The sequence below is a fragment of the Sphaerisporangium album genome (assembly GCF_003323745.1).
Lineage (GTDB): Bacteria > Actinomycetota > Actinomycetes > Streptosporangiales > Streptosporangiaceae > Sphaerisporangium > Sphaerisporangium album.
The window spans coordinates 384,975-409,487 of sequence record NZ_QOIL01000005.1; the positions used below are offsets into that span (position 1 = coordinate 384,975).

The 24,513-nt window shown below is 71.0% G+C and carries 20 protein-coding genes and 1 pseudogene; 12 read left to right on the forward strand and 9 right to left on the reverse strand.

Annotated features, from left to right (window positions below; translation table 11 throughout):
* Window positions 1–59: 59 nt before the first annotated feature.
* Complete coding sequence (locus DQ384_RS11700; protein ID WP_245966408.1) at window positions 60–320, forward strand: hypothetical protein; 261 nt, start codon at window positions 60–62, stop codon at window positions 318–320.
* A gap of 38 nt (window positions 321–358) precedes the next feature.
* Window positions 359–604 (forward strand): annotated as a pseudogene (locus tag DQ384_RS42820) (conjugal transfer protein); the annotation flags it as partial.
* 29 nt (window positions 605–633) lie between these two features.
* Here the strand turns inward: DQ384_RS42820 and DQ384_RS42825 are convergent.
* Together DQ384_RS42825 and DQ384_RS42830 are read right to left on the reverse strand one after the other, a co-directional pair.
* A complete protein-coding gene (locus tag DQ384_RS42825; RefSeq protein ID WP_245966411.1) occupies window positions 634–1,281 on the reverse strand; it encodes a hypothetical protein in 648 nt (215 codons plus the stop codon).
* Window positions 1,282–1,630: 349 nt separating this feature from the next.
* Window positions 1,631–2,245, reverse strand: a complete 615-nt coding sequence (locus tag DQ384_RS42830) for a hypothetical protein (protein ID WP_245966412.1) — start codon at window positions 2,243–2,245, stop codon at window positions 1,631–1,633.
* A gap of 402 nt (window positions 2,246–2,647) precedes the next feature.
* On the opposite strand from DQ384_RS42830, the gene DQ384_RS42835 reads away from it, so the two are divergent.
* The 8 genes from DQ384_RS42835 to DQ384_RS11740 all read left to right on the forward strand — a co-directional run bounded on the left by DQ384_RS42835 (window position 2,648) and on the right by DQ384_RS11740 (window position 14,499).
* Window positions 2,648–3,574 carry a MinD/ParA family ATP-binding protein gene (locus tag DQ384_RS42835; RefSeq protein ID WP_245966409.1) on the forward strand — a complete coding sequence of 309 codons (927 nt, stop codon included), beginning with the start codon at window positions 2,648–2,650 and terminating at the stop codon, window positions 3,572–3,574.
* A gap of 31 nt (window positions 3,575–3,605) precedes the next feature.
* Entirely contained in the window at window positions 3,606–6,089 is a 2,484-nt protein-coding gene (locus DQ384_RS11710; RefSeq protein ID WP_114028748.1) for an ATP-binding protein, read from the forward strand.
* A 50-nt stretch (window positions 6,090–6,139) separates the two neighbouring features.
* On the forward strand, window positions 6,140–8,734 hold the full coding sequence (locus tag DQ384_RS11715; RefSeq protein ID WP_245966393.1) for a type IV secretion system protein: 2,595 nt from the start codon (window positions 6,140–6,142) through the stop codon (window positions 8,732–8,734).
* A 2-nt stretch (window positions 8,735–8,736) separates the two neighbouring features.
* Window positions 8,737–9,381: a hypothetical protein gene (locus tag DQ384_RS11720; RefSeq protein WP_114028749.1), complete on the forward strand. Its 645-nt coding sequence runs from the start codon at window positions 8,737–8,739 to the stop codon at window positions 9,379–9,381.
* Complete coding sequence (locus DQ384_RS11725; protein ID WP_245966394.1) at window positions 9,378–10,463, forward strand: C40 family peptidase; 1,086 nt, start codon at window positions 9,378–9,380, stop codon at window positions 10,461–10,463. The genes DQ384_RS11720 and DQ384_RS11725 overlap by 4 nt, the downstream gene beginning before the upstream one ends.
* 81 nt (window positions 10,464–10,544) lie before the next feature.
* Window positions 10,545–10,934 (forward strand): (deoxy)nucleoside triphosphate pyrophosphohydrolase, encoded by a 390-nt coding sequence (locus tag DQ384_RS11730; protein ID WP_114028750.1) that lies wholly within the window; start codon window positions 10,545–10,547, stop codon window positions 10,932–10,934.
* A gap of 114 nt (window positions 10,935–11,048) precedes the next feature.
* Window positions 11,049–13,217, forward strand: a complete 2,169-nt coding sequence (locus DQ384_RS11735) for a hypothetical protein (RefSeq protein ID WP_147268745.1) — start codon at window positions 11,049–11,051, stop codon at window positions 13,215–13,217.
* 133 nt (window positions 13,218–13,350) lie between these two features.
* The gene (locus DQ384_RS11740; RefSeq protein WP_114028752.1) at window positions 13,351–14,499 is read left to right on the forward strand and encodes a hypothetical protein; all 1,149 of its coding nucleotides are present in this window, start codon (window positions 13,351–13,353) and stop codon (window positions 14,497–14,499) included.
* Between the two features lie 116 nt (window positions 14,500–14,615).
* Here the strand turns inward: DQ384_RS11740 and DQ384_RS11745 are convergent, their stop codons facing one another.
* The 4 genes from DQ384_RS11745 to DQ384_RS11760 are packed head-to-tail and all read right to left on the reverse strand — an operon-like array spanning window position 14,616 to window position 18,185.
* Entirely contained in the window at window positions 14,616–15,815 is a 1,200-nt protein-coding gene (locus tag DQ384_RS11745; protein ID WP_114028753.1) for an ABC transporter permease, read from the reverse strand.
* A complete protein-coding gene (locus tag DQ384_RS11750; protein WP_114028754.1) occupies window positions 15,812–16,609 on the reverse strand; it encodes an ABC transporter ATP-binding protein in 798 nt (265 codons plus the stop codon). Before DQ384_RS11750 ends, DQ384_RS11745 begins: the two co-directional genes overlap by 4 nt.
* A complete protein-coding gene (locus tag DQ384_RS11755; protein ID WP_114028755.1) occupies window positions 16,606–17,670 on the reverse strand; it encodes an efflux RND transporter periplasmic adaptor subunit in 1,065 nt (354 codons plus the stop codon). Before DQ384_RS11755 ends, DQ384_RS11750 begins: the two co-directional genes overlap by 4 nt.
* Window positions 17,667–18,185 carry a hypothetical protein gene (locus DQ384_RS11760; RefSeq protein WP_147268746.1) on the reverse strand — a complete coding sequence of 173 codons (519 nt, stop codon included), beginning with the start codon at window positions 18,183–18,185 and terminating at the stop codon, window positions 17,667–17,669. Before DQ384_RS11760 ends, DQ384_RS11755 begins: the two co-directional genes overlap by 4 nt.
* Before the next feature lie 151 nt (window positions 18,186–18,336).
* On the opposite strand from DQ384_RS11760, the gene DQ384_RS11765 reads away from it, so the two are divergent.
* On the forward strand, window positions 18,337–18,990 hold the full coding sequence (locus tag DQ384_RS11765; RefSeq protein ID WP_114028757.1) for a response regulator transcription factor: 654 nt from the start codon (window positions 18,337–18,339) through the stop codon (window positions 18,988–18,990).
* Window positions 18,987–20,168 carry a sensor histidine kinase gene (locus tag DQ384_RS11770; protein ID WP_114028758.1) on the forward strand — a complete coding sequence of 394 codons (1,182 nt, stop codon included), beginning with the start codon at window positions 18,987–18,989 and terminating at the stop codon, window positions 20,166–20,168. The genes DQ384_RS11765 and DQ384_RS11770 overlap by 4 nt, the downstream gene beginning before the upstream one ends.
* A 264-nt stretch (window positions 20,169–20,432) precedes the next feature.
* Here the strand turns inward: DQ384_RS11770 and DQ384_RS11775 are convergent, their stop codons facing one another.
* The 3 genes from DQ384_RS11775 to DQ384_RS11790 are packed head-to-tail and all read right to left on the reverse strand — an operon-like array spanning window position 20,433 to window position 24,398.
* Window positions 20,433–22,097 (reverse strand): DUF262 domain-containing protein, encoded by a 1,665-nt coding sequence (locus DQ384_RS11775; RefSeq protein WP_114028759.1) that lies wholly within the window; start codon window positions 22,095–22,097, stop codon window positions 20,433–20,435.
* An 11-nt stretch (window positions 22,098–22,108) separates the two neighbouring features.
* Entirely contained in the window at window positions 22,109–23,059 is a 951-nt protein-coding gene (locus tag DQ384_RS40390) for a hypothetical protein (protein WP_147268747.1), read from the reverse strand.
* On the reverse strand, window positions 23,049–24,398 hold the full coding sequence (locus tag DQ384_RS11790) for an AAA family ATPase (protein ID WP_114028762.1): 1,350 nt from the start codon (window positions 24,396–24,398) through the stop codon (window positions 23,049–23,051). The genes DQ384_RS40390 and DQ384_RS11790 overlap by 11 nt, the downstream gene beginning before the upstream one ends.
* Window positions 24,399–24,513 lie beyond the last annotated feature (115 nt).

A 24,513-nucleotide genomic window follows, 5' to 3' on the forward strand; every position in this document is an offset into this window, starting at 1 on the left:
CACAAGCAGGAGGACGGAAGTTGATTCTTAAAGTCATCATTGAGAACGCGCTTGAGGCCATCGCGCCGACGGCGCCGTCAGCGCCACCGCCGACCGGCGGGGTCAACACCGCGGGCCTCGCGGACTTCCTGCGAAAGTTCTTCGCCCCGCTGTTCCTCGTCGTGGTGTCCGTCGTGGCGATTTTCTTCCTCTTCACGCGGGAGATCACCAGATTCGTCCAGTTCATCATTCTGGCGGTGGCGATCGGAGTGATCTTCTACGTGCCCAACGTCATCGAGGTGACGGCCAAGGCCATCGCGGGGGCGCTCGGCATCAAGTAAGCGTGGTCGTGTGGCTGTGACTGGGAGAGGAGGATCGGGTGGACCTGCCTACCTATACCAATATCTGGCGAATTGAGAAGCGGCTCTACAAGCTGTACGACCTCCGGCTGCCGATGCCGCTTCCGATCGTCTGGATCGGTGTTTTCCTGGGAGTGCTGGTCCCGTGGTCGGTCCTCCTGGCGCTCGTCGGGGTTCCCTTCGAGGCGCCATGGCACGTCGTGTACCTCGTGCCACCGGGAATCGTGACCTGGCTGTCGACACGGCCGGTCATCGAGAGCAAGCGGCTCAACGAGCTGCTCCAGTCGCAGTTGCGCTACCTCGGCGAGCCGAAGACCTGGTGCCGCCTGGCGCCGGCCGAGGAGCCCGACGAGATCACCTTCACCGCCAAGGTGTGGCGGACGGCGCCGGGGGCCGCGCGGGCCGTCGCCGCCGCGAGCGTGAAGTCCGCGTCCACGGCGGGGGCCAGGTCTGGGTCCAAGTCGCGGCGTGGCACCCGGGCGAAGCCCAAGCACACGGCTCCTCGTCGCCGTCCCCTGGAGGCGTTCGGCTCGGCGCGGCAGCTCCCGTCCGTCAAGCGGGGGGACGCGCTCGTGCCCGGCGAGGCGCGTCCGGTTCCCGGCGAGGTGCGCCCGGCGGTGGCCGCGGCGGCCGCCGCGGTCACCACCCTGCCTGTGGCCGAGGCGCCGGCGCTCATGCCGGGCGTCCGTGGGCGGGCGTCCGAGAGCACGCGCGTGACCTGGAGCGGCACGGCCGTCCAACCCGACGCCGCGATCCCCGCCCTTCCGCCGAGCCCCGGCCGCGGGAGGCCGGCACCCGAGGTGCCCAAGCCCGCCACGCGCCTTTCCGGTGCGGCGCCCGAGGTGCTCCAGCCGGTCACCGGTCTTTCCGGTGCGGCGCCCGAGGTCGTGAAGCCGGCCACCGGCCTGTCCAGGTCGGTGACCGACGTGCCCAAGCCGGTCACCGAGCCGGTCCGCCGGACCGAGCCTGAGACGCCCTCGGCTCCGGCCGCATCGTCGCGGACGGTCGTTCCTCCGGCGCGCCCGGGACTTCCCCCGGCGCCGATCACCCTTCCCCCGCTGCCCGCGGGTGGTTCTCCTGTTTCCCCTGCTTCTCCCGCATCGTCTGGTGTGTCCGCTGGGGTTGGGGCGGAGGCGGGCTCCGGTACGGACGCCGCCTCGTCGGCCCCCGCGCCGATCGGTACCGAGGCCCTTCGCCGCCTGCGCAGGCTCGCGGCGTCCGCCGAGAACAGGGAGGGCGCCGCCGGCCGCAGGTCCGCGGGCGCGGGTGCCGGCGCGTCCGAGCGCATGGCCTCACACGAGTGGCCGACCCTGGGCACCGACCGCCCGGCCTCCCCTGAAGCCGGTGAGCCGGTCTCCGACCGGCGAGCGAGTAATCAGCCAGTTGCCGGGGTTCAAGCGACCCGCCAGCCGGATATCGAGGTTCGGTCCGGCGATGAGTCGGGTGGCGAGGTCCGGTCGGAGGTGCGGCCGGATGTCGAGGTTGGGGTGACTGAGCGGCCGGATGTCGAGGTTGGGGTGACTGAGCGGCCGGATGTCCGGGTTGGGCCGGGCGATGAGTCCGGTGCCCAGGTCCGGTCGGACGTGCGGCCGGATGTCGAGGTTCGCGCGACGCGTTCGCCGGATGTCGAGGTTCGGGCGAACGTCCAACCCGATGTCGAGGGCAGGTCGGAGGTGCGGCCGGATGTCGAGGTTCGGGTGAAGTCCTCGGACGTGGACGTTCGCGTCGAGAGCGTCGGCGAACAGGGGCCCGCAGAGACTCTGGGCCGTCCCGGAACTCTCAGGCCTCCTGTGAGTCTTGGCCGTCCGGAGACCCTGGGGCGTCGCGAGACCTTGGGAGACGTTCCCGACGAGGCCACGCCCCGGCGTCGTACCGGTGGCCTCGCGGGCGACGGTCGTGAGCAGCACCGCAAGGGTCAGCCGCCGCGCGCCGCGACTCCGAACGAGGGAAGTCAGGGGCTCGCCGCCTCTCGACCCGCCCCTCCTGAGGTCGCACCGCCGGCGCACAGCGCACCCGCCCGCCGGCGTCCCGAGATCGCGCCGGCGGCGCGGAGCGTGCCCGTACCCGAGGCGAGGCCGGCCGAGCCCGACAAGCGTCACCCGAGTACCTCCCAGCCCAGTACGCCTGAGCCCGGTACGCCTGAGCCCAGTGCGCCAGAGTCCAGGATCGCCGGGCCTCGGGTGCCTGTGCGTGGTGGTGGGCGGGAGCATGTGGCGCCGCCGTTGTCCATTCGGGCCGTGCCGGGGACGGGGGATCCGGCGGTGCCGTCGGTGCCTGTTTCTGGGCCTCGGACCGGGGACGAGCCGCGGGTGCGGCGGGTCGAGTCCGTTGTGGGGCGTGACCAGTCCGGTGGCTGGCGGCGGCTGGCGCAGGTGGTGGTCGGTGGCGGGGCGCCGAGCCGTAACGACGGCATCGAGGCCGACGAGGCGCGGGCGCGCACGGTGCTCAACGGCAGCCGCCGCGTCGTCGTGCTCGGGTGCACCGGCGGCGCGGGCCAGACCACGACCACGCTGATGCTGGGCCACACCCTGGCCCGCTACCGCGAGGACCGCGTCCTGGCGGTGGACGCCAACACCGGCGACAACACCCTGACCGGCCGCATCCACACCGACTCGCCGGAGACGCTGACCTCGCTGATGGCGGGCCTGGACGGCGTGAGCGGCTACCTGAGCATGCGGGCGTACACGACCCGCTGCGAGTCCGGCCTCGAGGTCGTCGGCTCCGACGCGGACGTGGGCGCGGCGCGCAGGCTGGCCGACCGCAGGCTGTTCTCGGACGAGCGGCTGGCCCAGGCCGTGCGGGTGCTGGACCGGCACTACCGCCTGATCCTGGTGGACCCCGCGGCGGCGGTGGCGGCGCGCATGCTGGCGTACGCCGACCAGCTCATCCTGGTGGCCCCGGCCAGCGAGGACGCCCCGGACGCGGTGGCGATGACCTTCGACTGGCTGGACGGGCAGACCTCCGCCGACCTGCGGCGGCGGTCCGTCATGGTGATCAACGGGGTCAGCCGCCGCAGCATGGCGGGCGTGGAGCAGGCGGAGGCGGTCGCCCGCGGCCGTTGCCGCGCGATCGTCCGCATCCCGTGGGAGGACGAGCTGGCCCCCGGGCGTCCCGGGCCGGCGCAGCCGTCCCAGTTGCGGGCGGGTGGGCGCAGGGCGTACGTCGCCCTCGCGGGTGTCGTGGCAAGCGGGCTGGCGGCGGCGAGCCGCCCGAGCGAGGAGGAAGTGGCGCAGTGATCGTGCAGCGAACCGGGGAACGGGCGGCCTGATGGGCCGGTCGTCGCGGTCGAGGAGCAGGCTGGCCGTACGCTACTTCGACGATCGGATCCTTCTCACCGACTCGTCCGCATGGACGTATTTCCGGCTTCCGACGGTGAGCTACGAGTTCGTCACCGCCGAGGAGCGCGAGGCCCTCGCCACGAACATCACGATCGCGCTGGCCGCGATCCGCATGCCCGACGCCGAGGTGCACCTGCGGGTGGCGCACCGGGCCTACCCGGCCGCCGAGTGGGCGATGGCGCTGAACGCCACCTCCGACGAGGGGGAGGGCTGGCGCGACTACCTGGAGGAGATGTACCGGCACGTCTGGGCGAAGGACTTCTGGACCAAGGAGGTCTACGTCGGCGTGCGGCTCGGCCCGCGCGGCGCCCAGCTCGGCACGGGCGTGCTCGGCCAGCTGTTCGGCTTCTACCAGCGCGGTGAGGCGGCGCTCGGGCTGGAGGACGACCAGGTCCCCGCGAACGAGATCGCCAAGTGGACCGACCAGGCCGAGCGCCTCGGCCGGGCCCTCGGCTCCAGCGCCCTGTACGCGCGCCACGCGTCCTCCGGCGAGCTCGCGTGGCTGTTCCGGCACGCCGCGTCCGGCTCGCTCGGCGACCCGCCGTCGTCGGCGACGCCGTCCAGGAGGTGGGGGAAGGGCGAGGTCGAGTCGCTGGTCGAGGGGCAGATCCACAACGGCCGCTCGTTCCTGCGCATCGAGCAGCCGGGCGGCGACTCCTACGTCGCGCACCTGTCGTTCGCCCGGTTCCCGGACCTGATGCCGTTCCCGGACGGCGAGCCGTGGCTGCACTTCATCGACCAGTTACCGTTTCCGGTCGAGGTCAGCTCGCGGATGCGCCTCATCCCGCCGGTCAAGGCCAGCAAGGACGTCGCGCGCAAGCTGGCCCACGCGCGGGACATGGACATCCACATCCGCGAGGCGGGAGCCGAGGCGCCGATCGCGCTCGCCGAGCAGATCGACGCCGCCCGCATGCTGGAGCACGGCATCACCAAGGAGCGCCTGCCGTTCGTGTACGGCTGGCACCGGCTGATCGTGGCCGCGCCGACCGAGGAGATGTGCCTGCAACGGGTCGAGGCGGTGGTGGAGCACTACCGCGACATGGGCATCGACATCGTCAACTCGACGGGCGACCAGTTCTCGCTGTTCTGCGAGGCGCTGCCCGGCGAGCGGGTGCGTGTCAACGCGTACGCCCAGCGGCAGCCGCTGCGCACGATCGCGGGCGGCATGGCGACGGCGACCGTCGACCTCGGCGACCGCATCGACGAGAGCGGGGCCGGGTGGGCGGGGCCGTACATCGGTGAGACGCTGGGCCGTGCCCGGTCGATCGTCCACTTCGACCCGCTGGTCGCGGCGACGCGCAACCGTCCGACAGCCATCGCGATCACCGGCGAGCCGGGCGGCGGCAAGACGACGCTCGCGCTGCTGCTGATCTACCAGATGGCGCTGCGCGGGGTGACGGTCGCGGTGATCGACCCCAAGGGCGACGCCGAGTCGCTGGTGCAGCTGCTGCAGAAGCGCGGCAGGAAGGCGCGCATCATCCCGCTGGGCTCGGCGGCCCCCGGCCTGCTGGACCCGTTCTCCTTCGGCGACGACATCGCCGCCAAGAAGACCATGGCGACCGAGACGCTGCGCCTGCTGCTGCCGCGCATGTCGGAGGAGCGCGAGTCGGCGATGATCCAGGCCGTGGCCACGGTCTCCAATGGGGTGGACCCCTCGCTGGGCAAGGTGGTCGACCACCTGGAGCAGGCCGAGGACCCCGCGTCCAGGAACCTCGGCGCGGTGCTGCGGTCGATGGCCGAGATGCACCTGGCGCGGCTGTGCTTCGACCCCTCCGGCGGCGACCAGATCGACACCGAGGGCTGGACGACGGTGTTCACCCTCGGCGGGCTGACGCTGCCCGACGTCACGACCGCGCGGGACGACTACTCCTACGAGCAGCGGCTCTCGGTGGCGCTGCTGTACCTGGTGTCGCAGTTCGCCCGGCGGCTGATGAACGGGCTGGACCGCCGCGCGCCGAAGGCGATCTTCCTGGACGAGGCGTGGGCGATCACCTCCACGCCCGAGGGTGCCAAGCTGGTGCCCGAGGTCTCGCGCATGGGCCGGTCGAGGAACACGGCGCTGGTGCTGGTCTCGCAGAACGCGGGTGACCTGCTGAACGAGCAGGTCACCAACTGTCTGTCCTCGGTGTTCGCCTTCCGGTCCACCGAGCGCACCGAGGTCGACAGCGTGATGGCGCTGCTCGGCGTGGAACCGTCCGAGGAGCACAAGGGAGCGCTGCGGGCGCTCGGCAACGGCGAGTGCATCTTCCGTGACCTGGACGGACGGGCCGGGCGCATCGGCGTCGATCTCATCTCCGAGGAGTTGCTTCGGTGGCTGGACACGAATCCGACCCACGACAAACCCGGCGAGAGCGTGCATGATCCTCGTGGGCGAGCGAGCAGGTCGGCGGCTGCGCAGGAGGTGCGGTCATGAGACATCGTGGGCGGAGTGAGGGGCGGGCCGGCGTCGGCGAGGGGCGTCGGGTGACCAGCGGGACGGCTCTGGCGGGCCGGATGATCCGGGCGATCCAGGACCGGATCGAACGGACGGCCGGGCGGATCGACGCGGCGCGGTCGGCACGGGCCGCAGGGCTGGCCAAGCCGGTCGTCATGACCGGACCGGCGAGGCGAGCGGGTAAGCAGAGGAGCCGTGGCGCGCGGCTGCGGCGCAGGGCGCTCGTCGTGCTGGCGATCATCGTCGGCGTGGTCGTGGTGCCGATCGCGTTCTCGCCGACCGTGGCGGGGGCGGCGGCGCCGTGCGACCTGTCCCCGGACCTGTCCCCGGAGATCGTGGGCGGGGGCATGGACGGGCTCGTCAAGCCGCCGCCGCCGGAGATCCCTGGCGTCACGACGGGCGTGCCCTCCACCGAGACGCTGCCGCCGGGCGCGGCGACGGGCACGACGTCCCAGGCCGCGCTGAACCCGGCGACCAACTACGAGCGGTACGGCATGGCCGGGCAGTTCTGGCACACCTACGAGCTCGGGTGCAGCGACGTGGCCGCCCTCTTCGGCAACGCGTGGGCGAACACGGTCTTCCTGTGGGCCAAGGCCATCGACCGGATGACCATCACGACCTACCAGGCGGCGGCCACCGAGGGACCGCTCCAGTCCATCAAGGACGTCGTCGACGACATCGTCACCAACCTCGCCAACGCCATGTACTGGCCGTACCTGCGGGTCATCATCCTGCTCGGCGCGGTCTGGCTGGCCTGGTACGGGCTGATCCGCAAGCGCGCCAGCACCACCGCCGAGGGCGTCATCTGGATGATCCTCGCGGTGACCGTCGCCGTGTGGTTCTTCAGCCGTCCCGGCGACTTCACCGGCCTCGGCAAGACCGTGACCGACAAGACCGCTGAGATCGTGAACTCGGCGTTCAGCGGGCTGCCCGGGGCGGGCGGCGCCTCGTGCCTGCCGGTCAAGGGCCAGGCCAACCCCAAGGCGGGGCCGGGCGGCTACGGCCAGAACGGCACCCCGGGCGTCGACCAGAACGCGGACGCGCTGTGGTCCACGCTGGTCTGCAAGCCGTGGCTGATGGGCGAGTTCGGCACCGCCGACGCCAAGTCCCCGGTCGTGGCGAGCATGGGCGCGAAGCTGCTGGACATCCAGGCCACGGACGTACAGGAGCAGAACTCCGGCCAGAAGCCGACGAACAGCGCACACCAGGCGCGCTACGAGCAGGAGATCGCCAAGCCGCTGGAGAGCACACCGCTGTTCTTCCTCTTCCAGGGCAAGGACTGGACGAGCCGGCTCGGCATCGCGATCGGCGCGCTGATGGCGGCCATGGTCGCGGGCGTGCTGATCTTCCTGGTCGCCGTCTCGCTGATCGCGCTCAAGATCGGCTTCCTGCTGCTGCTGATCCTCGGCCCCGTGTTCCTGCTGATCGGCGTGCACCCCGGCTCGGGGCGCATCATCGCCATGCGCTGGGTGGAGATGCTCATCGGCACGCTGCTGCGCCAGGCGGTCCTCGCCCTGGTCCTGGGCGTGCTGGTGTACGGGTACGCGTTGATCATCTCGACGGCCCTGCCATGGGGCATGCAGATCATGTTCATCGCGTTGCTGACGATCGCCGTGTTCTTCTACCGGCGTCCCTTCCAGCACCTGTTCGCCAGCATGGACGGGCACACGCTCACCACGAGGATGCTCGGCGAGGCGGCGTCCGCGCCAACCCTGTCGCGGGCCGCGAACGCGCTGCCCCCGGTGGCGGCGGCGCGCATGGGCCGCTGGGGCCTGCGCAAGGCGGAGCCGATCGTCAACGCGGCCGCCATGGCCGCGGGCGCGGGAGCGGGGGCGGCCGCGGCCGCGTCGGTCTCCCAGGCCCGCGTCCGGGACCAGGAGGTCACGCCGGGCGCCACGCAGCAGACCGGCACCCGCGTGCCCGTGGGCGCCCAGCCGGCACCACTGGACGCCGACGCGCAGGCAGGGGTGCGCCGCAAGGCCACCGGCCGCGGCGCCGCCGTCCCGCGTCCCGGCGCGGCCCCGCCCCTCAACCTCAACGGGCGTGGCGGCGGGACGCCGGCCGGGTCCGGGCGTCCGGGCGGCGGGAGCGTCCCCGGCTCTCGCCCGGCCACGCGGACGAGCACCGGTTCGGGCGGCTCCGGTTCGGCGGGGAGTTGGTTCGGGGGCGGGTCCGGCGGCGGCTGGGCCTCGCGGTCCGGCTCCTCTGGCTCGGGAGGCTCCTCAGGCGGGTCGTCGGGCGGCTCGTCGGGCGGTACGCGCCGGTCGGAGGGCTCGGCGCCGCGGGCTCCGCGCTCCACGGCGGGAGGCCCTCGCGGCATCCTCGGCGGTGGCGGTGGCGGCGGGTCGTCCTCCAACCGCGGCTCGGGCGGGTCCTCGCGGGGCTCCTCGGGCGGGTCGTCGCGCGGATCGTCCGGCGGCGGGTCGTCGCGTTCGGGCAGCAGCATCTTCGGCTCGTCGGGCAACGGCAACGGCAACGGCGGGAACCGCGGGTCCGGCTGGCTCTCGGGCGGGCGCTCGGGGTCGGACGAGGCCCCGCCGCTGTGGCTGCCGCCGCGCTCGGACGGCGGGCGCGGTGAGGACGCGCCGTTCTGGCTGCAACCGGCAGACGGCGACAAGGACTGACGATGGCGCAGGTCAACGACCGGCGGAAGCTCGTTTTCGCCGGCGTCGTCGTCGCACTCGCGGCCGTCGGCATCTATCTGTCCATGCGGCCGGCCGGCGGCTCCGGCGAGGCCGACCCACCTCCCGGGGCCGTGTCCACCACGGCCCCGGCCACGCCCGTCGCCCAAGCCAGCGCGCCTCCGGTCAAGTCCGGAAATTTCGATATCTACTCCTACCTGCCGCTGTCGAAGGACCAGATCGCGCAGGCGGCGGACGCGGCGCAGCGGTTCGCGGTCTCCTACGCCACGTACCGCTGGGACGAGGACCCGGCCTCGTACGCCGAGCGCCTCAAGGGCTACACCACGCCGGACCTCGGGGTCATCCTCACCAGGGACGTGACCTCGCCCGCCACGGTCGAGCAGAACCGCGCCGACCAGGTGGTCTCCGACGGCTCGGCGCGGCTGAAGTCGATCCGTGACATCGCGAGCGGGTCGGTCGTCTTCGTGGTGACCGCCGTCCAGCGCATCACGGCCAAGAGCGGCACGCGCGAGAGCGGCGCCGACTACGCGATCACGCTCACCCAGGTGGGCGACCAGTGGCGCGTCTTCGACATGCAGCCCGCCGACGCGGGACAGGACGGCGACCCCGGCGGGGGGACGACAGAGTGAGCTCCCGCGCACGCGTCGCCCTGATGGTCGGGCTGGCCGGGGTGGTGCTGATCACCCTGGTCATGGCGCCCATGCTGATGAGCACGTTCCCGTCCTTCCTCGGGCCGGGCCGCGGGGCGCAGGACTGCGAAGACGACACGATCAAGGTGACGAACGTCTCGGACACCGCGCAGTCGGACATCCCAGGCGACTACCTGGAGCTCTACAAGAAGTGGGGCAAGAAGACCGGCGTGCAGTGGACCGTCCTGGCCGCCGTCGGCAAGCGGGAGACCGACCACGGGCGCTCGAACCTGCCCGGGGTGAAGAGCGGGACGAACTACGCGGGCGCCGCCGGGCCGATGCAGTTCCTGATCAGCACGTGGGGCGGCAAGTCCAAGATCAAGATCCCGTCGAAGTTCAACGGGTACGCCTCCGACGGCGACGAGGACGGCTGGGCCGACGTCTACAACCCCGCGGACGCGATCCTCGGCGCGGCCAAGATGCTCAAGCGCAACGGGGCCCCCGGCGACCTGACCCGCGCCCTGTTCGTCTACAACCACGCCATGTGGTACGTCGAGCAGGTGCTCCAGATCGCCCGGCGGTACGCCACGGACGGCACGCTGGAGGTCCCGCCGGAGGCCGACCCCCAGTGCGACCCGCCGCTGGTGGACGCGGCGCCGACGGACGTCGTCCGCAAGATCATGGAGTACGCTCTGGCGCAGCGCGGCAAGCCGTACGTCTGGGGCGGCACGGGGCCGCACGGCTACGACTGCTCGGGCATCATCTACATGGCCTACCGCGCGGCCGGGCTGTCGATCCCCCGGACGACCTTCGGCCAGTGGCCCTTCGGCGTGAAGATCGCCAAGGGGTCGGAGCAGGCCGGCGACCTGGTGTTCTTCAACGCCGGGCCCGGCACCTCGTCCAACAACCCCGGCCACGTCGGCATGGTGGTGTCGCCGGGCAAGATGATCGAGGCCAGGTGCACGCTCTGCGGGCCGATCAAGGTCTCGACCTACCGCGACCGGCCGAACATCGTCGGCTACACCCGCCCGCTGGACAACCCGACCGTCATAGAACAGCTCAAGCGCCTCGGCCTTACGTAGATCGGTCATTCCGGTCGGCTGCCGCAATGCCGGGGCGTCCGGCCGCAGAGATGGACGGAGGACTCCTTAGTCTTTACCCGCATGGAGAAGATTGTTGTGGCGGCGATCATCGTCGAGGGAGACAGGGTTCTCGCGGCCCAGCGGGCCCGGCCACCGGCCACCGCGGGGGGCTGGGAGTTCCCCGGGGGCAAGGTGGACCCCGGCGAGACCGACGAGGAGGCGCTGATCCGCGAGTGCCGCGAGGAACTGGGCGTCGAGATCGCCGTCGGGGAGAAGGTCGGCGGCGACTGGCCGCTCAGCCCGGGGTACGTGCTGCGCGCCTGGTTCGCCCGCCTGGTCTCCGGCGTCCCGCACCCCCATGAGCACTTGGCCTTGCGCTGGATGGCCCGTGACGAGCTCTTCGACATCCCGTGGCTGCCCGCCGACCTCCCCATCGTCCAAGCTGTACAAGATCTGATCCCCGAGGGTTGAAGCCCGGCGCGATGTGAGATAACAGCTACACAGCGTGACGAGTTTGTCGCGTACCGTATCGGGGAACGGGGGGCTGTAGTGGCCGGTTGGTGGCAACGTGCCCGGGTGGTGTCCATGGTCGGCACCGGAGCGCTGATCCTGGGCGGGGGTGGATCCGCCGTGACGGCGGCCGCGGCCGAGCAGGGTCCGGAGGGTCCACCGGATTCCGGCGGAGCCAAGCTCAGCGTGCGGCTGGTGGCGGCAACCCAGAACGGGCGGCAGACGACGATCCACGCGGGCGATGTCCTGCACTTCCGGGTCAGGTTCGACGGCCCGGCCCCGCGCACCCGCCTGGCGGTGGCCACGACCCCGGCGAACGCGCCGACCCTCATGAGCTGCGAGGACCGCGAGGCGACGCCCGCCAAGCCGTCCCCGCGCCTGCGCGTCTGCGAGTTCGACCGGGTGACGGACGGCAAGACCGTCGACGTGGCGATGCGGGTGCCCCGGGAGGCCCAGGAGGTCGGCATCAGCGCGGTCGCCCACATGCACGACCCGGGCGGCGTGCAGTGGATCCGGCGCACGGCCGACGTGAAGCTCCGCGTCGAGAAGGCGGCCGGCGATCCCGATGCGGACGGGCAGAAGGCGGGCGTCCAGTCGGCCGGCACCTTGGCCCACACCGTGACGACGCCGCGCGGGACCACCGGCGACGACATCACGGGCACCACGGACGACACCGACACCGGCAACGCCGCGACCGCCAGCGCGGGCGGGGGCGTGGTGGCGGGCCCAGGTCCCGTGGCCACCACGGGGGACGACACCACCGGCACCGGCGACACCGGCACGGACGACGCCGGTACGGACGACGCTGACGAGGTCACGGACACGACCGACGACGGCGACACCGGGACGGGCATCGACTCGCTCTTCAACTCCGCGCTCAAGGGCGGCCTCGGACGGGACGCCCGCGCGGACGGGGGCGCGTCCGCCGAGCGGCCGGTCCCGACGGGGGGACCCGTCCCGGCCGAGGGCGGCACCAAGAACGCGGGCGGCACCAGGGGCGTGGCCGCGATCGGCGACGTCCCGCGCAGCCCCCACCCGAGCGGCGCGGACGACCTCACCGTGGACGTGGGGGCCGTGAAGACCCCGCCGCCGGCGAATCCGGACCAGTTCGGGGTGACGGCGCCGGCCAAGGCGGTCAAGGAGGGCGGCGAGGTCAAGGCCGTCAAGCCCGTCCCGGCCGCGGCCGTCAAGCCCCTGCCGGCCACGGCGGTCGTCCCGCTCCAGAAGCCGGCCGACGCTGTTGCGGCCGGGCCCGTCATCCCGGGCCAGAGGCCGGCCGACGTTCTTCCGGCCGGGCCTGTCGTCCCGATGCAGAAGCCGGTCGGCGCTCTTGCGGCCGAGCCCGTCGTCCCGGACGAGAAGCCGGCCGACGCTCTTGCGGCCGAGCCCGCCGCCCCGGACGAGAAGCCGGCCGACGCTCTTCCCACCGAGCCTGTCGTCCCGGACGAGAAGCCGGGCGTCGACGCTCTGCCGGTCGTCCCCGTCATGCCGGGGGAGAAGCCGATGGGCGCCGGGCGGAAGCCGGTGGCCGGTGCCCCGGCGAAGCCGGGAGCCGCCACGCCGGTCCCGGCCGCGCCGCGCGGCCCCGTGGTCTCCGGCAAGCAGACGAAGGCCGCCAAGGCGAAGCGGCCTGCCAAGAACGGAGCCAAGAGCAGGAACGGCGCGGTCCCGCACCCGGCGCCCGGCGTGCCCGCCAAGCCCGCGGGAGCGCCCGCGCCGGCTGCCGCCGCCGTTCCGATGCCGATGCCGATGCCGATGCCCGTCCCTGCGCCCGCCCCGGTCCCGCCGGCGGCGCCTCCGGTCACGGCGCAGTTGCCCGCCGCGCTGCCGCAGGCTCCGGCGGGGCCCGCGATCACTCCGGCTCCCGGACAGGCTCAGCCGCCCGCCAACGTGCTCGCGCCCGGCGCCGTCCCCGGCCGGCCGGCCCCGTCCGTCCAGGCGGCGGCGAGGCCTCCGGTCCCCGGACAGGCGGGCGTAGCGCCGGGGCAGCTGCCCGGGGCCGGCGTGCCGGCGGCCGAGATCCCGGCTCCCGGGCAGGCCCAGGCGGCGGCTCCGCTCGGCGTGCCGCTGCCGCAGGAGATCCGCCCGGCCAAGCAGGACCTGGTGGCGAGCTCGGACCACGAGGGCTTCGAGATGGTCCGCGGCCTGCCCGCCGCCCTGGCCGCGGTGGCGTTGCTGCTGCTCGCGCTGGCCCTGCAGATGCGGCTGCGGCACCGCAGGGCGCGCAGGTCGCACGTCCTGTAGTCGCGAAGATCGGATACCGCGTAGGAAGAGTGTCGCCAAACGCCCGTTACTGTTACTTTTGCCAAACTAGGATTGCTCTTGGTAGGGCATGGTCCAGGCAGGCGGAGGGCAAGCGGTGAATGGACGCGTGCGAGTGACGACCGTCTCCGCGGTCGTCGCCTCGCTGGGGTTGACGGGCGCCGTGCTACTGGCCGCGGCGCCCTTGACCTCCAACCGGGCCAACGCCGCGCAGCTCGCACTGGCCGAGCCCACGCAGGTGGTCGAGCCGACCGACCCGACGATCACCGACCTGCCGGATCCGTCGAGCCCCGAGCCCGAGCCGACCGTGACGGTGACGATCACGGAGAGCCCGGACCCGACGGTGACCAAGACGCGCACGGTCACCCCCAAGCCGACCAAGTCCCCGACGAAGCCCCCCAAGGCCACCCCGTCGGCGAGCAAGACCTCCCCGATCGCGCCGCCTCCGACGACGGAGACGCTGCCCAGCGCGCCGACGATCCCGACCAACCCGCCGCTGCTTGAGACGACCCCGCCGCCCGTGGAGACGCCCGCGCCCGATCCCCAGGTGTCGCTGAGCCTGGTCTCGCCGCCTCCCCCGACGGCGTCCCCGACGGACACGACCAACCTGGCGTTCGAGGACCCGACCCCCGACTCGGTGCCCATCGAGATCCGCAACGCCTCCCCCGAGTACGACCAGCTGACGCTGAGCAGGAAGCTCGCGATCCCGGGCGTGCTGCTCGCCGTCCTGGTGATGCTGGGCGTGCTGATCTTCGAGGGCCGCATCCGCAGGATGGCGCACGCCGCGGCGATCCGCAGGGCCGGGCCCCGCGCGCCGGGCCGTCACCGCGGCGGCGACTTCTTCGGCTACCCGGTGCCGCCCTACCCCATCTACCACGGGGGCACGACGTACGCGCCGGTCGTCAGCTTCGTGCCGGTGCACGGCTACCCGAGCTCGCCGCTTCCCGGCTACGAGGACCCGTACGGCGTCTACGGGCAGGGCGACCCGATGGCCCCCGGCCAGACGGCGCCGCAGGCGGGCCCGTCCGTGGCGTGGCCGCCCGTCCAGGACGTCCCCGCCGCTCCCCAGCCGGGCGCCGGCGACGCGACGGTCACGATGCCCGCTCCGGGCGGCCAGATGCCTCCCACGGCGTCCGCGCCCCGCTCGGGGGTCGTCCTTCCCGGGCAGTTCCCCGGCGAGGAGAAGCGGACGCTTCAGGGGCCGCTGCCGGACGGCAAGCAGGGCCGCGGCCTCCTCGGCCGATTCTGGCGCGGCCGCTCCTGACCTGTTCGGGGCGCCCCGAACCGGCCTCCGCCCGATCGGGACGGGCGCCCGTGGCCTCCCCCGCCGGAGCCGGCCGCGGCGTGCTCGGCCGGCCTCGGAGGGGTTCGTCCTGACGCCTACTGCGCGGCCAGGGCGACCGTCGGCGACAGGCGGGCGGCACGCATGGCCGGGTAGATGCCGGCGATGGTACCGATGACGAGCGTGGCCGCGCTCGCCCCGCCGAACGCCCACGAGGGCACGACGGGCGGCCAGTCACGCGAGAGCGCGTACGCGGTGGTGGCCAGCGCGCCGAGCACCGAACCGACGAGACCGCCCAGCGCCGACAGGAGCAGCGATTCCGCCAGGAACTGGATACGCACCTGTCCACGGGTGGCGCCCAGGGAACGGCGCAGCCCGATCTCCCTGCGCCGCTCCAGCACGGAGATCACCATCGTGTTCGCCACCCCGACGCCGCCCACCAGCAGCGCGACCGCGCCGAGGCCGAGCAGCAGGTTCGTGAACGCGCTAGCGGCGGCGGCCCTGGCGGCCAGCGCGTCGGACGGCCTGCTCACCTCCACCTCGTTCGGGTTCTCCGGGTTGACCGTGCGCGGCAGCACCGCCCGTACGGCCTCCACGGCTTCCTCCCTCGACCGCTCGTAGATCGTCGTGGGATGCCCGCCGAAGCCGAGGAGCTTCTCGGCGACCGGGAACCCCACGAGGGCCGAGCGTTCGATCTCGGGGGCCAGCGGCATCGGCTCCAGGATGCCGATGACGGTGAACCACCGGCCGCCCATCCACACCCGCACGCCGACCCTGGTGATGCCGAGCCGGGTGGCGGCCTCCGAGCCGAGGACGACGGCGGCCTGCCGTTCGGTGGCGGCGTTCAGCCAGGTTCCCTTCGCCACACGGCCCTCCAGAGTGGTCAGCAGCTCGGTGGTCGCGGCCTGGACGGAGATGCCGCCGGTCACGGCCTCGGGGATCCGGTCGGTGCGCCGGACGCCGGTGTCGGCGGTGCCGGTGGCCGAGGCCGTGTGAATCGGGCCGATGCGTTTCACCATGTCGAGCGCGATGGCTGGAAGCTCGGCCTGCTCGCCGAACAGGGTTCGGCCCGGGGACACGGTCAGCAGGTTGGTGCCGAGCCGGTCGAGCTGGCGCAACAGCTGCTCGCGCGAGGAGGACGAGATGCCGATCACCGCGACCATGGTGGCGATCCCGATGGCGATGCCGAGCGCGGAAAGGATCACCCGGGTCGGCCGGGCCCGCAGGCCGGCCGCGCCCACCCGCAGCACGTCGGAGGGCCCGAGACGGGAGGGCCTCAGCCGTTGGTCGCGGGTCATGCCCTGCCCCCTTTCGTCGTGATCTCGGTACGCCCGTCGGGCCGGGCCTCCTCGGTGATCTCCGCCGGCGGGCCGCTCCCGGTGCCCTTCGTGATCTCCGCCGGCCGGCCGGCGCCGTCGCCGTGGTCGGCCACGATCCGGCCGTCGCGGACCCTGACCTGGCGCGGGCACCAGTCGGCGATCTCCACGTCATGGGTGATGATCGCGATGGTCGTGCCCGAGGCGTGCAGGTCACGCAGCACCCCCAGCACCTCGGCGCCCGCGCCCGAGTCCAGGTTTCCCGTGGGCTCGTCGGCGAGCAGCAGCGGCGGGTCGCCGGCCACCGCGCGGGCCACCGCGACCCGCTGCTGCTCGCCGCCCGACAGCTGGTGGGGCCTGTGCGCCAGCCGGTGACCGAGGCCGACCCGCTCCAGCGCCGCCGCGGCCCGCTCGCGCCTCTCCCGCCGGGGGATGCCCGTGTACAGGAGGCCCTCGGCGACGTTGTCCAGCGCGCTCACGCCGGGGGCCAGGTGGAACTGCTGGAAGACGAACCCCAGGGTGCGGCCCCGCAGCGCCGACAGCTCGCGGTCGGACAGCTCGGCGATGTCGTATCCGTCGATGCGCACCGTGCCGCTGGTGGGCCGGTCCAAGGTGCCGATCATGTGCAGCATGGTGGACTTGCCGGAACCGGACGGGCCGACGATGGCCAGCAGCTCCCCGCCGGCCACCGTCAGGTCCACACCGCGAAGGGCATGCACCTGACCGGCGTAGACCTTCGTCACCGCGTGGAGCGCCACGACGTACGGCGCGTTCATTTCGCGGGCACCCCGACCTTCATGCCCTCCGACAGCCCGGAGCCGCTGATCTCCACCAGGCCACCGCCGAACGCGCCGGTCTCCACCGTCACGATGCGCGTGGTGCTACCCTCGACCACCTCGACGCCGAACCCGCCCTCGCGCAGGGCGAGCAGCGCCTCCACCGGCACGGCGAGCACGTTCTCGTGCCGCTCGCTCTCCATCTCCACGTCCACGGGGGCCTGGTCCAGCTTCGACCTGGGCGTCTTGTTCAGGGTGATGTCGACGTCGATGGTGGTGCGGCCGTCCTGCCCCTGGTCGGAGCCGCTGCTCTTGGCCACCGCGCCCACCGAGCTGATCCGCCCTTTGACACGCTCGCCGCCGGGCATCTCGACGGTCACCTCGGCGCCCTCGCGGGCCATCGCCTGGTCGTCGGTGTCGAGATCCACGTGCACCAGACGCCGGACGCCGCTGACCGTGAGGACCTGCCCGCCGGGGCCGACCTTGTCGCCGACCTCGACCTTGGCCTCGGTGACCCGGACCACCCCGGGCAGGAACACCACCTGCGCGCCGTTCACCCGGCCGGTCCGCGGCAGCCCCCGGTCGTCCTGCCACGCCTTGACGGCCAGGGACGTGGCGTAGCTGAAGTGGTCGTCTACGGTCAGGTACTCGCCGTATCCGAGCGCCTTGAGGTTGCGCTCGAGCTGCTCCACGTCCGGCCCGTCCGAGACGCCCGCGCCCAGCTCCCGGTAGAGCGGCAGCTTGCCGTACATGAGGCAGAGCGGCCTGCGGTCGACCTTGAGCAGCGGGCGGCCGCGGCGGACGACCGCGCCCTCGGCGGCCACCCAGGTCACCGTGCCGGAGGCGTCGGTGCCGAGACGCCGCTCACCCGAGTAGGTGAGCGAGCCGTCGACGGTCTTGGTGTCCACCAGGTCCTGCCGGGTGATCGCCGCGGTGGCGGGGACGGCGGCCTTGGAGGGCGCCGCCGCGCCTGTGCCGCCGTCGCCGAGCGCGACCAGCGCGGTCCACGCGGCGGCGACGGTGAGCAGGCCCACGCCGGCGAGGGTGAGGCCCTTCCTCATGAAGGGCCCCCGCCCGGTTCGAACTCCTTGCACGCCGCGTGGGCGGCCTTGACCTTCTCCTCCGGTGTGCCCGGCGGGATGTTGATCATGACCCTGCCGTCAGGGCCGGGGTCCTCCATGGGGATGCCGTGCTCGCGCATGCACTGGGCGAACTTGAGCATCCGGTCGAGCTGCTTCTGGTCGGGCTTCCCCAGCTTGTCGCCGATCGCGGCGTCCATGAAGTGCTTGCACGCCTGCTGCGCCTTGGCGATCTTGTCCTCCTCGCCCTTGCGCCCCTCGATCCTGATCCCGCCGTTGGGTTCCGGGTCCTTCATGGCGACGCCGTGCTCGCGCATGCACTGGGCGAACTTGAGCTGGGCCTCCCTCGGGTCGGTGGGAGCCGAGGCCGAGGCCGAGGCGGTGGGTGCGGCCGTACCGCTGCTCACGCTCGCCACACCGTCGTCCCCCGCGGGCGCGCCGCACGCGGCCAGCGCCAGCACCAGTGGGGCGGCGGCCAGCATCGGTCGTAGGTTCATGACTGTCGCTCCTCGGCGCCGCGGGTCGTTCGCCCGGGGCGCGAAGCACACTTCAGCGGTTCCGGTGCTAAACGTGGATAAGCCGCGATGGTCTTATCCAGGGTTAACACCTGATCCGGCACTCTCGACGCAGAACGGGAGGGGGCCGGGGATGCGAGTGCTCGTCGTAGAGGACGAGGAGGAGCTGGCCGACGTCATCGCGCGGGGGCTACGGCTGCACGCGATCGCCGTCGACGTCGCCTACGACGGCCAGGAGGCGCTGGAGATGTCCGCGTACGTCCACTATGACGTCGTCGTCCTGGACCGGGACCTGCCCGAGGTGCACGGGGACGACGTCTGCCGCGAGCTGAGGGCGGGGGGCGAGACCGGACGGGTCCTCATGCTGACGGCGGCGGGGCAGGTCCGGGACCGGGTCGGCGGGCTGTCCCTGGGCGCGGACGACTATCTGACCAAACCGTTCGCGTTCGCCGAGCTCGTGGCCCGGATCCGGGCGCTTTCCCGCCGCTCGCCGCGGGTGACGCGGTCCACGCTGGAGCGGGCCGGGATCAAGCTTGATCCCGGACGCCGCACGGTCGCCCGCGACGGGCGGGAGATCGCGCTGAACCGCAAGGAGTTCGACGTGCTCGCCGAGCTGATGCGCGCCGGCGGGCGCCTGGTGACCTCGGCGGAGCTGCGCAGGAGCGTGTGGGATGAGCACGCCGTCGCGGACACCGGCGTGCTCCGAGTCACCATCACCTCACTTCGCAAGAAGCTGGGCGGCCCGGCCGTGATCGAGAACGTTCCCGGCAAGGGGTACCGGCTTTGAGGCTTCGCGGCCCGGCGCTCCTCCCGGCGGCCCGCCTCTGGTGGGACGGGCGGAGGCTGCGCCTGAGGCTCACGTTGCTGTACGGCGTGCTGTTCTTCGTGGCCGGGTCCGTTCTGCTCTGGCTCACCTACCTGATGACGGCGCGGGCGCTGGACCAGCAGTTCAACATCAAGTTCCTCCGTAAGGACGGCGCCGCGCCGCTCGGCGGCCTCCCCGTCCCCACTGGTCCGATCGTGGACGCCGTGCAGCTGGACGTCGACCATAGGACCAGCAGCGTGCTGAGCGAGATGGTGCGCTCGTCCCTGACCGTCATGATCTTGATCGGGATCATCGCGCTGCTGCTGGGATACCTGGTGGCCGACCGGGCGCTGCGGCCTCTCGACCGGGTCACCGACACGGCGCAACGGCTGTCGGAGAGCACCCTGCACGAACGCATCGCGCTGGGCGGCCCGCAGGACGAGGTGAAGCGGCTGGCCGACACCTTCGACATGATGCTCGACCGGCTGAACCGGGCCTTCGACGTCCAGCGGCGGTTCATCGCCAACGCCGCTCACGAGCTGCGCACGCCCCTGGCCATCAACCGCACGGTGCTGGAGGTGTCGCTGGAGGAGCCGGACGCCTCCCACGACCTGAAGGCGATGGCCAGGGCACTGCTCGGCACCAGCGCCCGCTACGAGCGGCTCATCGAGGGGCTGCTGCTGCTGGCGCAGTCGGAACAAGAGCTCACCTACCGCAGGACGGTGGACGTGCGGCAGGTCGTGCGCATCGTGCTGGAGCAGCTCGACCTGCAGCCGCGCAAGCGGCACGTCGCCGTCCACCACGACCTGAGCCCCGCGTTAGCCCAGGGCGACCCGCTCTTCCTGGAGCGCTGCGTGTTCAACCTGCTGGAGAACGCGATCAAGTACAACGTACGGGACGGCGAGGTGTGGGTGAGGCTGCGCCAGGACGACGGCGTCACGCTCACCGTGGAGAACACCGGCAGGCCGGTCCCTCCGTACGAGGTGGACGAGCTGTTCGAGCCGTTCAGGAGGCAGCAGGGTGAGCGAATCGGCTCCTCGCGCGGCGCGGGCCTCGGGCTGTCGATCGTGGCCGCCATCGTCAAGGCGCACGGCGGCTCGATCGAGGCCCGCGCCCGCCTCCAGGGAGGCCTGGAGGTCACCGTACGCCTACCGGCGTGAAGCCCGGCCCGGTTGGCTCGGAAACCGTGGGCTGGGAAACTGCACGCACCGCGGCGACCGCGTCTCCGTACGACGCGGCCCTACGCGCACGGTCACCCCCAAGCCGACCAAGTCCCCGACGAAGACCCCCAAGGCCACCCCCGTCGGCGAGCAAGACCTCCCCGATCACGTCGCCTCCGACGACGGAGACGCTGCCCAACGCGCCGACGATCCCCTGTGCGGCATCTGACAGCCATCGCTCGCGACGGCTGAGAACCCCCGTTGTCAGCCTGTGTCTATATCTGCTTCGCCTACGAGACTCGCGTCGCTCGATAGTCCGAAACTTGCCATGAAGTCCCGTTCGCGTTCGGCAAGCTCGGTCCTTCGTGCCTCGATGAAGCCCTCATCGTCGCCGGCCGCCAGCAGGCCCATTGCGCGAGCCGGGATCGCGTGGCTCTCGAGCACGTCGCTCCGAACGTCTTCCGGGAGATTCAGAAGCGCGTTCTTGACCGACACACGAGGCGCCGTCGGCATGATCAGCCGGTTGGCGGGGCTGGATGCGGCCGCCACTCCCGGCCTGGTGATCACATGCCGATATGCAGAGGTGGCACCTCGGGCCAGCAGGTCCGCAGGCGAAATTCCCTCGCCGTGCGGAGACAGGCGCTCTGGCAACTCCTGAAGTTCCCAGATGATGAACGCGCGGACGCGGGCGCTGCGCAAGTCGAACCGGTTGGGGAAGGGGCGGGGGCGTTCATCGGAGATAGACAGCTCGCCGTGCCCGCGCGCGAAAGCCCGCATCTCGGCCAGCGACTGCCTGATCTGGGTGGTGTTGGCCCCTGCGAAGTGGCCCGACCACGACGTCACCCAGAACCATCTGATCAAAACCTGTATCTGTTGTGGGGTCGGTTTCGGGCGGTCATGGAAGAAGGTCGTCAGCAACATCAGTTGCGCGTCATAGGGGATTAGTCGCGCGAGCGGCACCCCTACCACGTCGCGGAGGAAGTTCACGGCACGGGTCAAGGCCTCTTCGGTCGCGTCGACCGCCTTTTGGACGTTGTCCTTGACCCGCCTCGCGAGAACGTCCCACCTGGCCTCCTGAACGTTCTCCTCGCCGCTCACCGCGAGGACGGACCGGAAGACGGCATCAGGGGAAACCTCGCCGAAGCCGGTGTCCGCGATCAGCTCGATCATCTCGTCGAGGCGGTCCGCCAGGCTCTGTTGTCCACTGGTGTGGTAGGTCAGCGCGGAGACCATCTGCGCGGGACGCATCGGCTGGCCGGTGCTGTTGACCCGGGAGAAGACCTCCACGGCGTCTTCCAGGGAACCTCCCACCAAACGCACCACGGCGAGTTTGTACGACTTGATTCGCTGGGCGACGAGTTCCGCCTCACCGGTGAGCTGGTCGACATCCATGTCATCGCCCGCGCGCTTGGCGAGCTCTCGCGCGTAAGCAAGGAAGTCGATCGTGCGGAGTACCGACCGCAGAGGCAGATAGTTGGCGGGAGGCGCCTCGGGCCGCTTCCAATGACGGTAACGATTGACGCCGTCGCCGGCTTCGCCGAGAATGCGGTACGGCCACCACATCCAGTCGCTCTGCGCGGTGGACCTCCGGGCGTCGGCCGGCCTGCGCAGCGTGGCGAAGAGTGCTGACAGCCGTTGGTGACCATCCAGGACGTATGCCACCGATCGTCCCTCGCGCGGAGGCGGCACAGGTAGATCACCGATGCGATCGAGACTGGCGAGCGGTTCCGACGTCTCCCAGAACAGCAGGCTCCCGATGGGGTAGCCGCGCTCGATGCTGTCGAACAGGTCGAGGATCTGCTCAGGACGCCAGACGAACGGCCGCTGGAACTTGGGAATACGGAGCTCGCCGTCGGCAAGGGGAGCCAGGACCTGCTCCATGAGCATGATCTCGGGCTTGACGTCGATGTCATAATCTTCAGCGGTCATCAACCCATCACCTAAACGATCTGCCGCAGTAGTGTGAGGATACTGCGCAGCTCAGTTGCCGCGTCAGAGCCCAGGTCGCGATCGAAGTCCGCCTCTGTGATCCGATGCGCGGCCACGTCCTGGAAGAGCTTGATGACGTCTGCACCGAAGCCCTGCTTTAGCCCACTGACGACCTTGTCAGGAAGACCGTCGAACAACGACTTCTGGTTTTCGGGGACCTCGCCGCTCTTGCCGAACCCGAGCTTCATGTCGAAGTGCCCACGCTGCTCCTTGGTGAGCTTTTTGAAGAACTTCAGTCGTTGAGAGGCTTCGCGGTACGGTTTCTTTGCCTGGAGCAGCCTGTTGGGAATATAGTTCTCTGCCTCCCGTAGTTCGAGAACATGGACCTTCACTCCGAGACGGCGGAGCTGTTCGATGCGTCTCGAGGACTTCACGGGTGCGTCAGGCGTCAGCTTGTCGCTGTCCACCACCAGTGCGACACGTTGGAGTCGCCGGAATCTACGATGCTCCTCCTCGGCACGCCGATACGTGTCACCGCCACCGCCGCCGTGTTCGATGATCAGCCAATTCCGATCGATGGCGACCAGGAGATCCTCATGCCCGAATATGCGTGCGACTGCCTTGAGAAACCCTCCGTCCGAGGCGTTGTTCTCGACGAGGACCACGGCGGGCAGAGATAGGTCTGCGACATGATCTTCCACGTCGTCCGGAAAGATCCTGGCGACGGGGGGTCCGCCCGGCACGGAGTAGGCGGTGTACTGTACGGAGCTTCGTTCCGCCAGCTCTCTGAATGTTTCCGCAACGCGTGGCCAATGGCGATGCAGATAGGATTCGATCTCCGGAACGGCAGCCGGGTTCACCGCCCAGGAATGGCGGCCATCGGCGAAATGGCATATCAGCACGTAAACATGTCGCGCCTGATCGTCTCTGGCGAACAGAGCGGTGCCGAGCTCAACGCGCATCGGTGTCCTGGCGACCGAGTTGCGCGGCTGCGAGGGCCCGGGTCTCCTCGAAATCCTCCGCGAATATTCCTTGTGGCCAGTAGTCGACGTTCCCCAGGTCGTCCACGTTGATTCGTCGCACCGTCGCCGACACGCCGGTGTGCTCTACGAAGTAGAGCGCGATCATGTCCGGGTCGACTTTACCCTCGGCCACCCGGCGGCGCAGTCGCAACAGGAACGTTTCGCTGTGCGTCTCTATCAGGAAGCGGACCGGTGTCCTCTGCGTCGCCGTCACGTACAGGTCCGCCAGCGCGGCCTGGCCTGAAGGGTGGAGGTGGAGCTCCGGCTCTTCGACGATCTCGAGAATGGAATGGACGGGCGGGTCGAGTTCGTCCCGGGCGCGCCGGACCAGGATCGGCAGCACCTGCGCGACTCCCGTGCCGGTGTCGGTCGCCGGAACCCAGAGCCCTGCCGTCGCCTTCGATTTGAGTCCCACAGAGTAGGCGTCGTACCTGGGCACGACCTCCAACTCCCACCCTGGGATGTGTTCGCCGAGGTACTCGTTGATTTTGGTGATCAGCCGGCCGCCGCGCCGGACATGGTCGTAGATGAGGATCGGGACGGTGTCCGTTCCTGAGTCGTCATCCTGGCTCGGGAGCCTCGCTGTCAGGCGTCCGACCCGGTTGGGACGCGTACGAAAAGGCCCGAGGTGGCGAATTCGATCCAATCCCGCCCTCACCAACCACCCTCTGCCATCCGGAAATGGAGACCGTGTTAGATCATCCGGCATGGCTCGAGAACGGTTGGCAGGGAGCAGGCCCTTGAATGCCACCGATGAGACATGAGACAAGAGATCGTTGCCGGTGACCGAGTAGGGGTGTGAATCCTCCTCGCCCGCCTCATCCTCCGGAATCCACTCAAGGGAAGTCGTGCCCTCCGGCGAGCGGAGAGTCCACCGGCTCACCACCTGGCTATGCCACTCGGCGACGTTCTGGATGGTGACGTCAATCCCGATGGTCAGAGGAAAGGTCATGCCATGGCTACCTGCGGAATCGGGATCAAAGCTCTTCCCGATGGCCTGCTCAGGCACTTCTACTTCAAGCCCGAAGCTGACACTGCCATGCTCGACCCGATTGTGGATAAGATCGACGAAGTCCGGAGCGTGTTCCCCGAGTTGTTCGAGATCCAGGGGTAGGCTCGAGTCGGAATCAAAACCCGTGCTCAGCACCAGGGGTGCCCTTACGAGGGCGCTTTTTCCCGAGTTGTTCTTGCCCAGAACCACCGTGATGGGGCGCAACTCCAGATTCTGGCGTTTGGAGAAGCATCGGTAGTTTTCAAACGAGAGTCGGACCAGGGGCATGCCGTTAGCTTAGTACCGCAAACCGCTGCGGACTCGTGGCTCGCGGTGATGTGGCACAGACAGGGCCTGTATGGCGGTGCCGGACCGGCCACAGTTGAGAGTACGCCGATCCGAC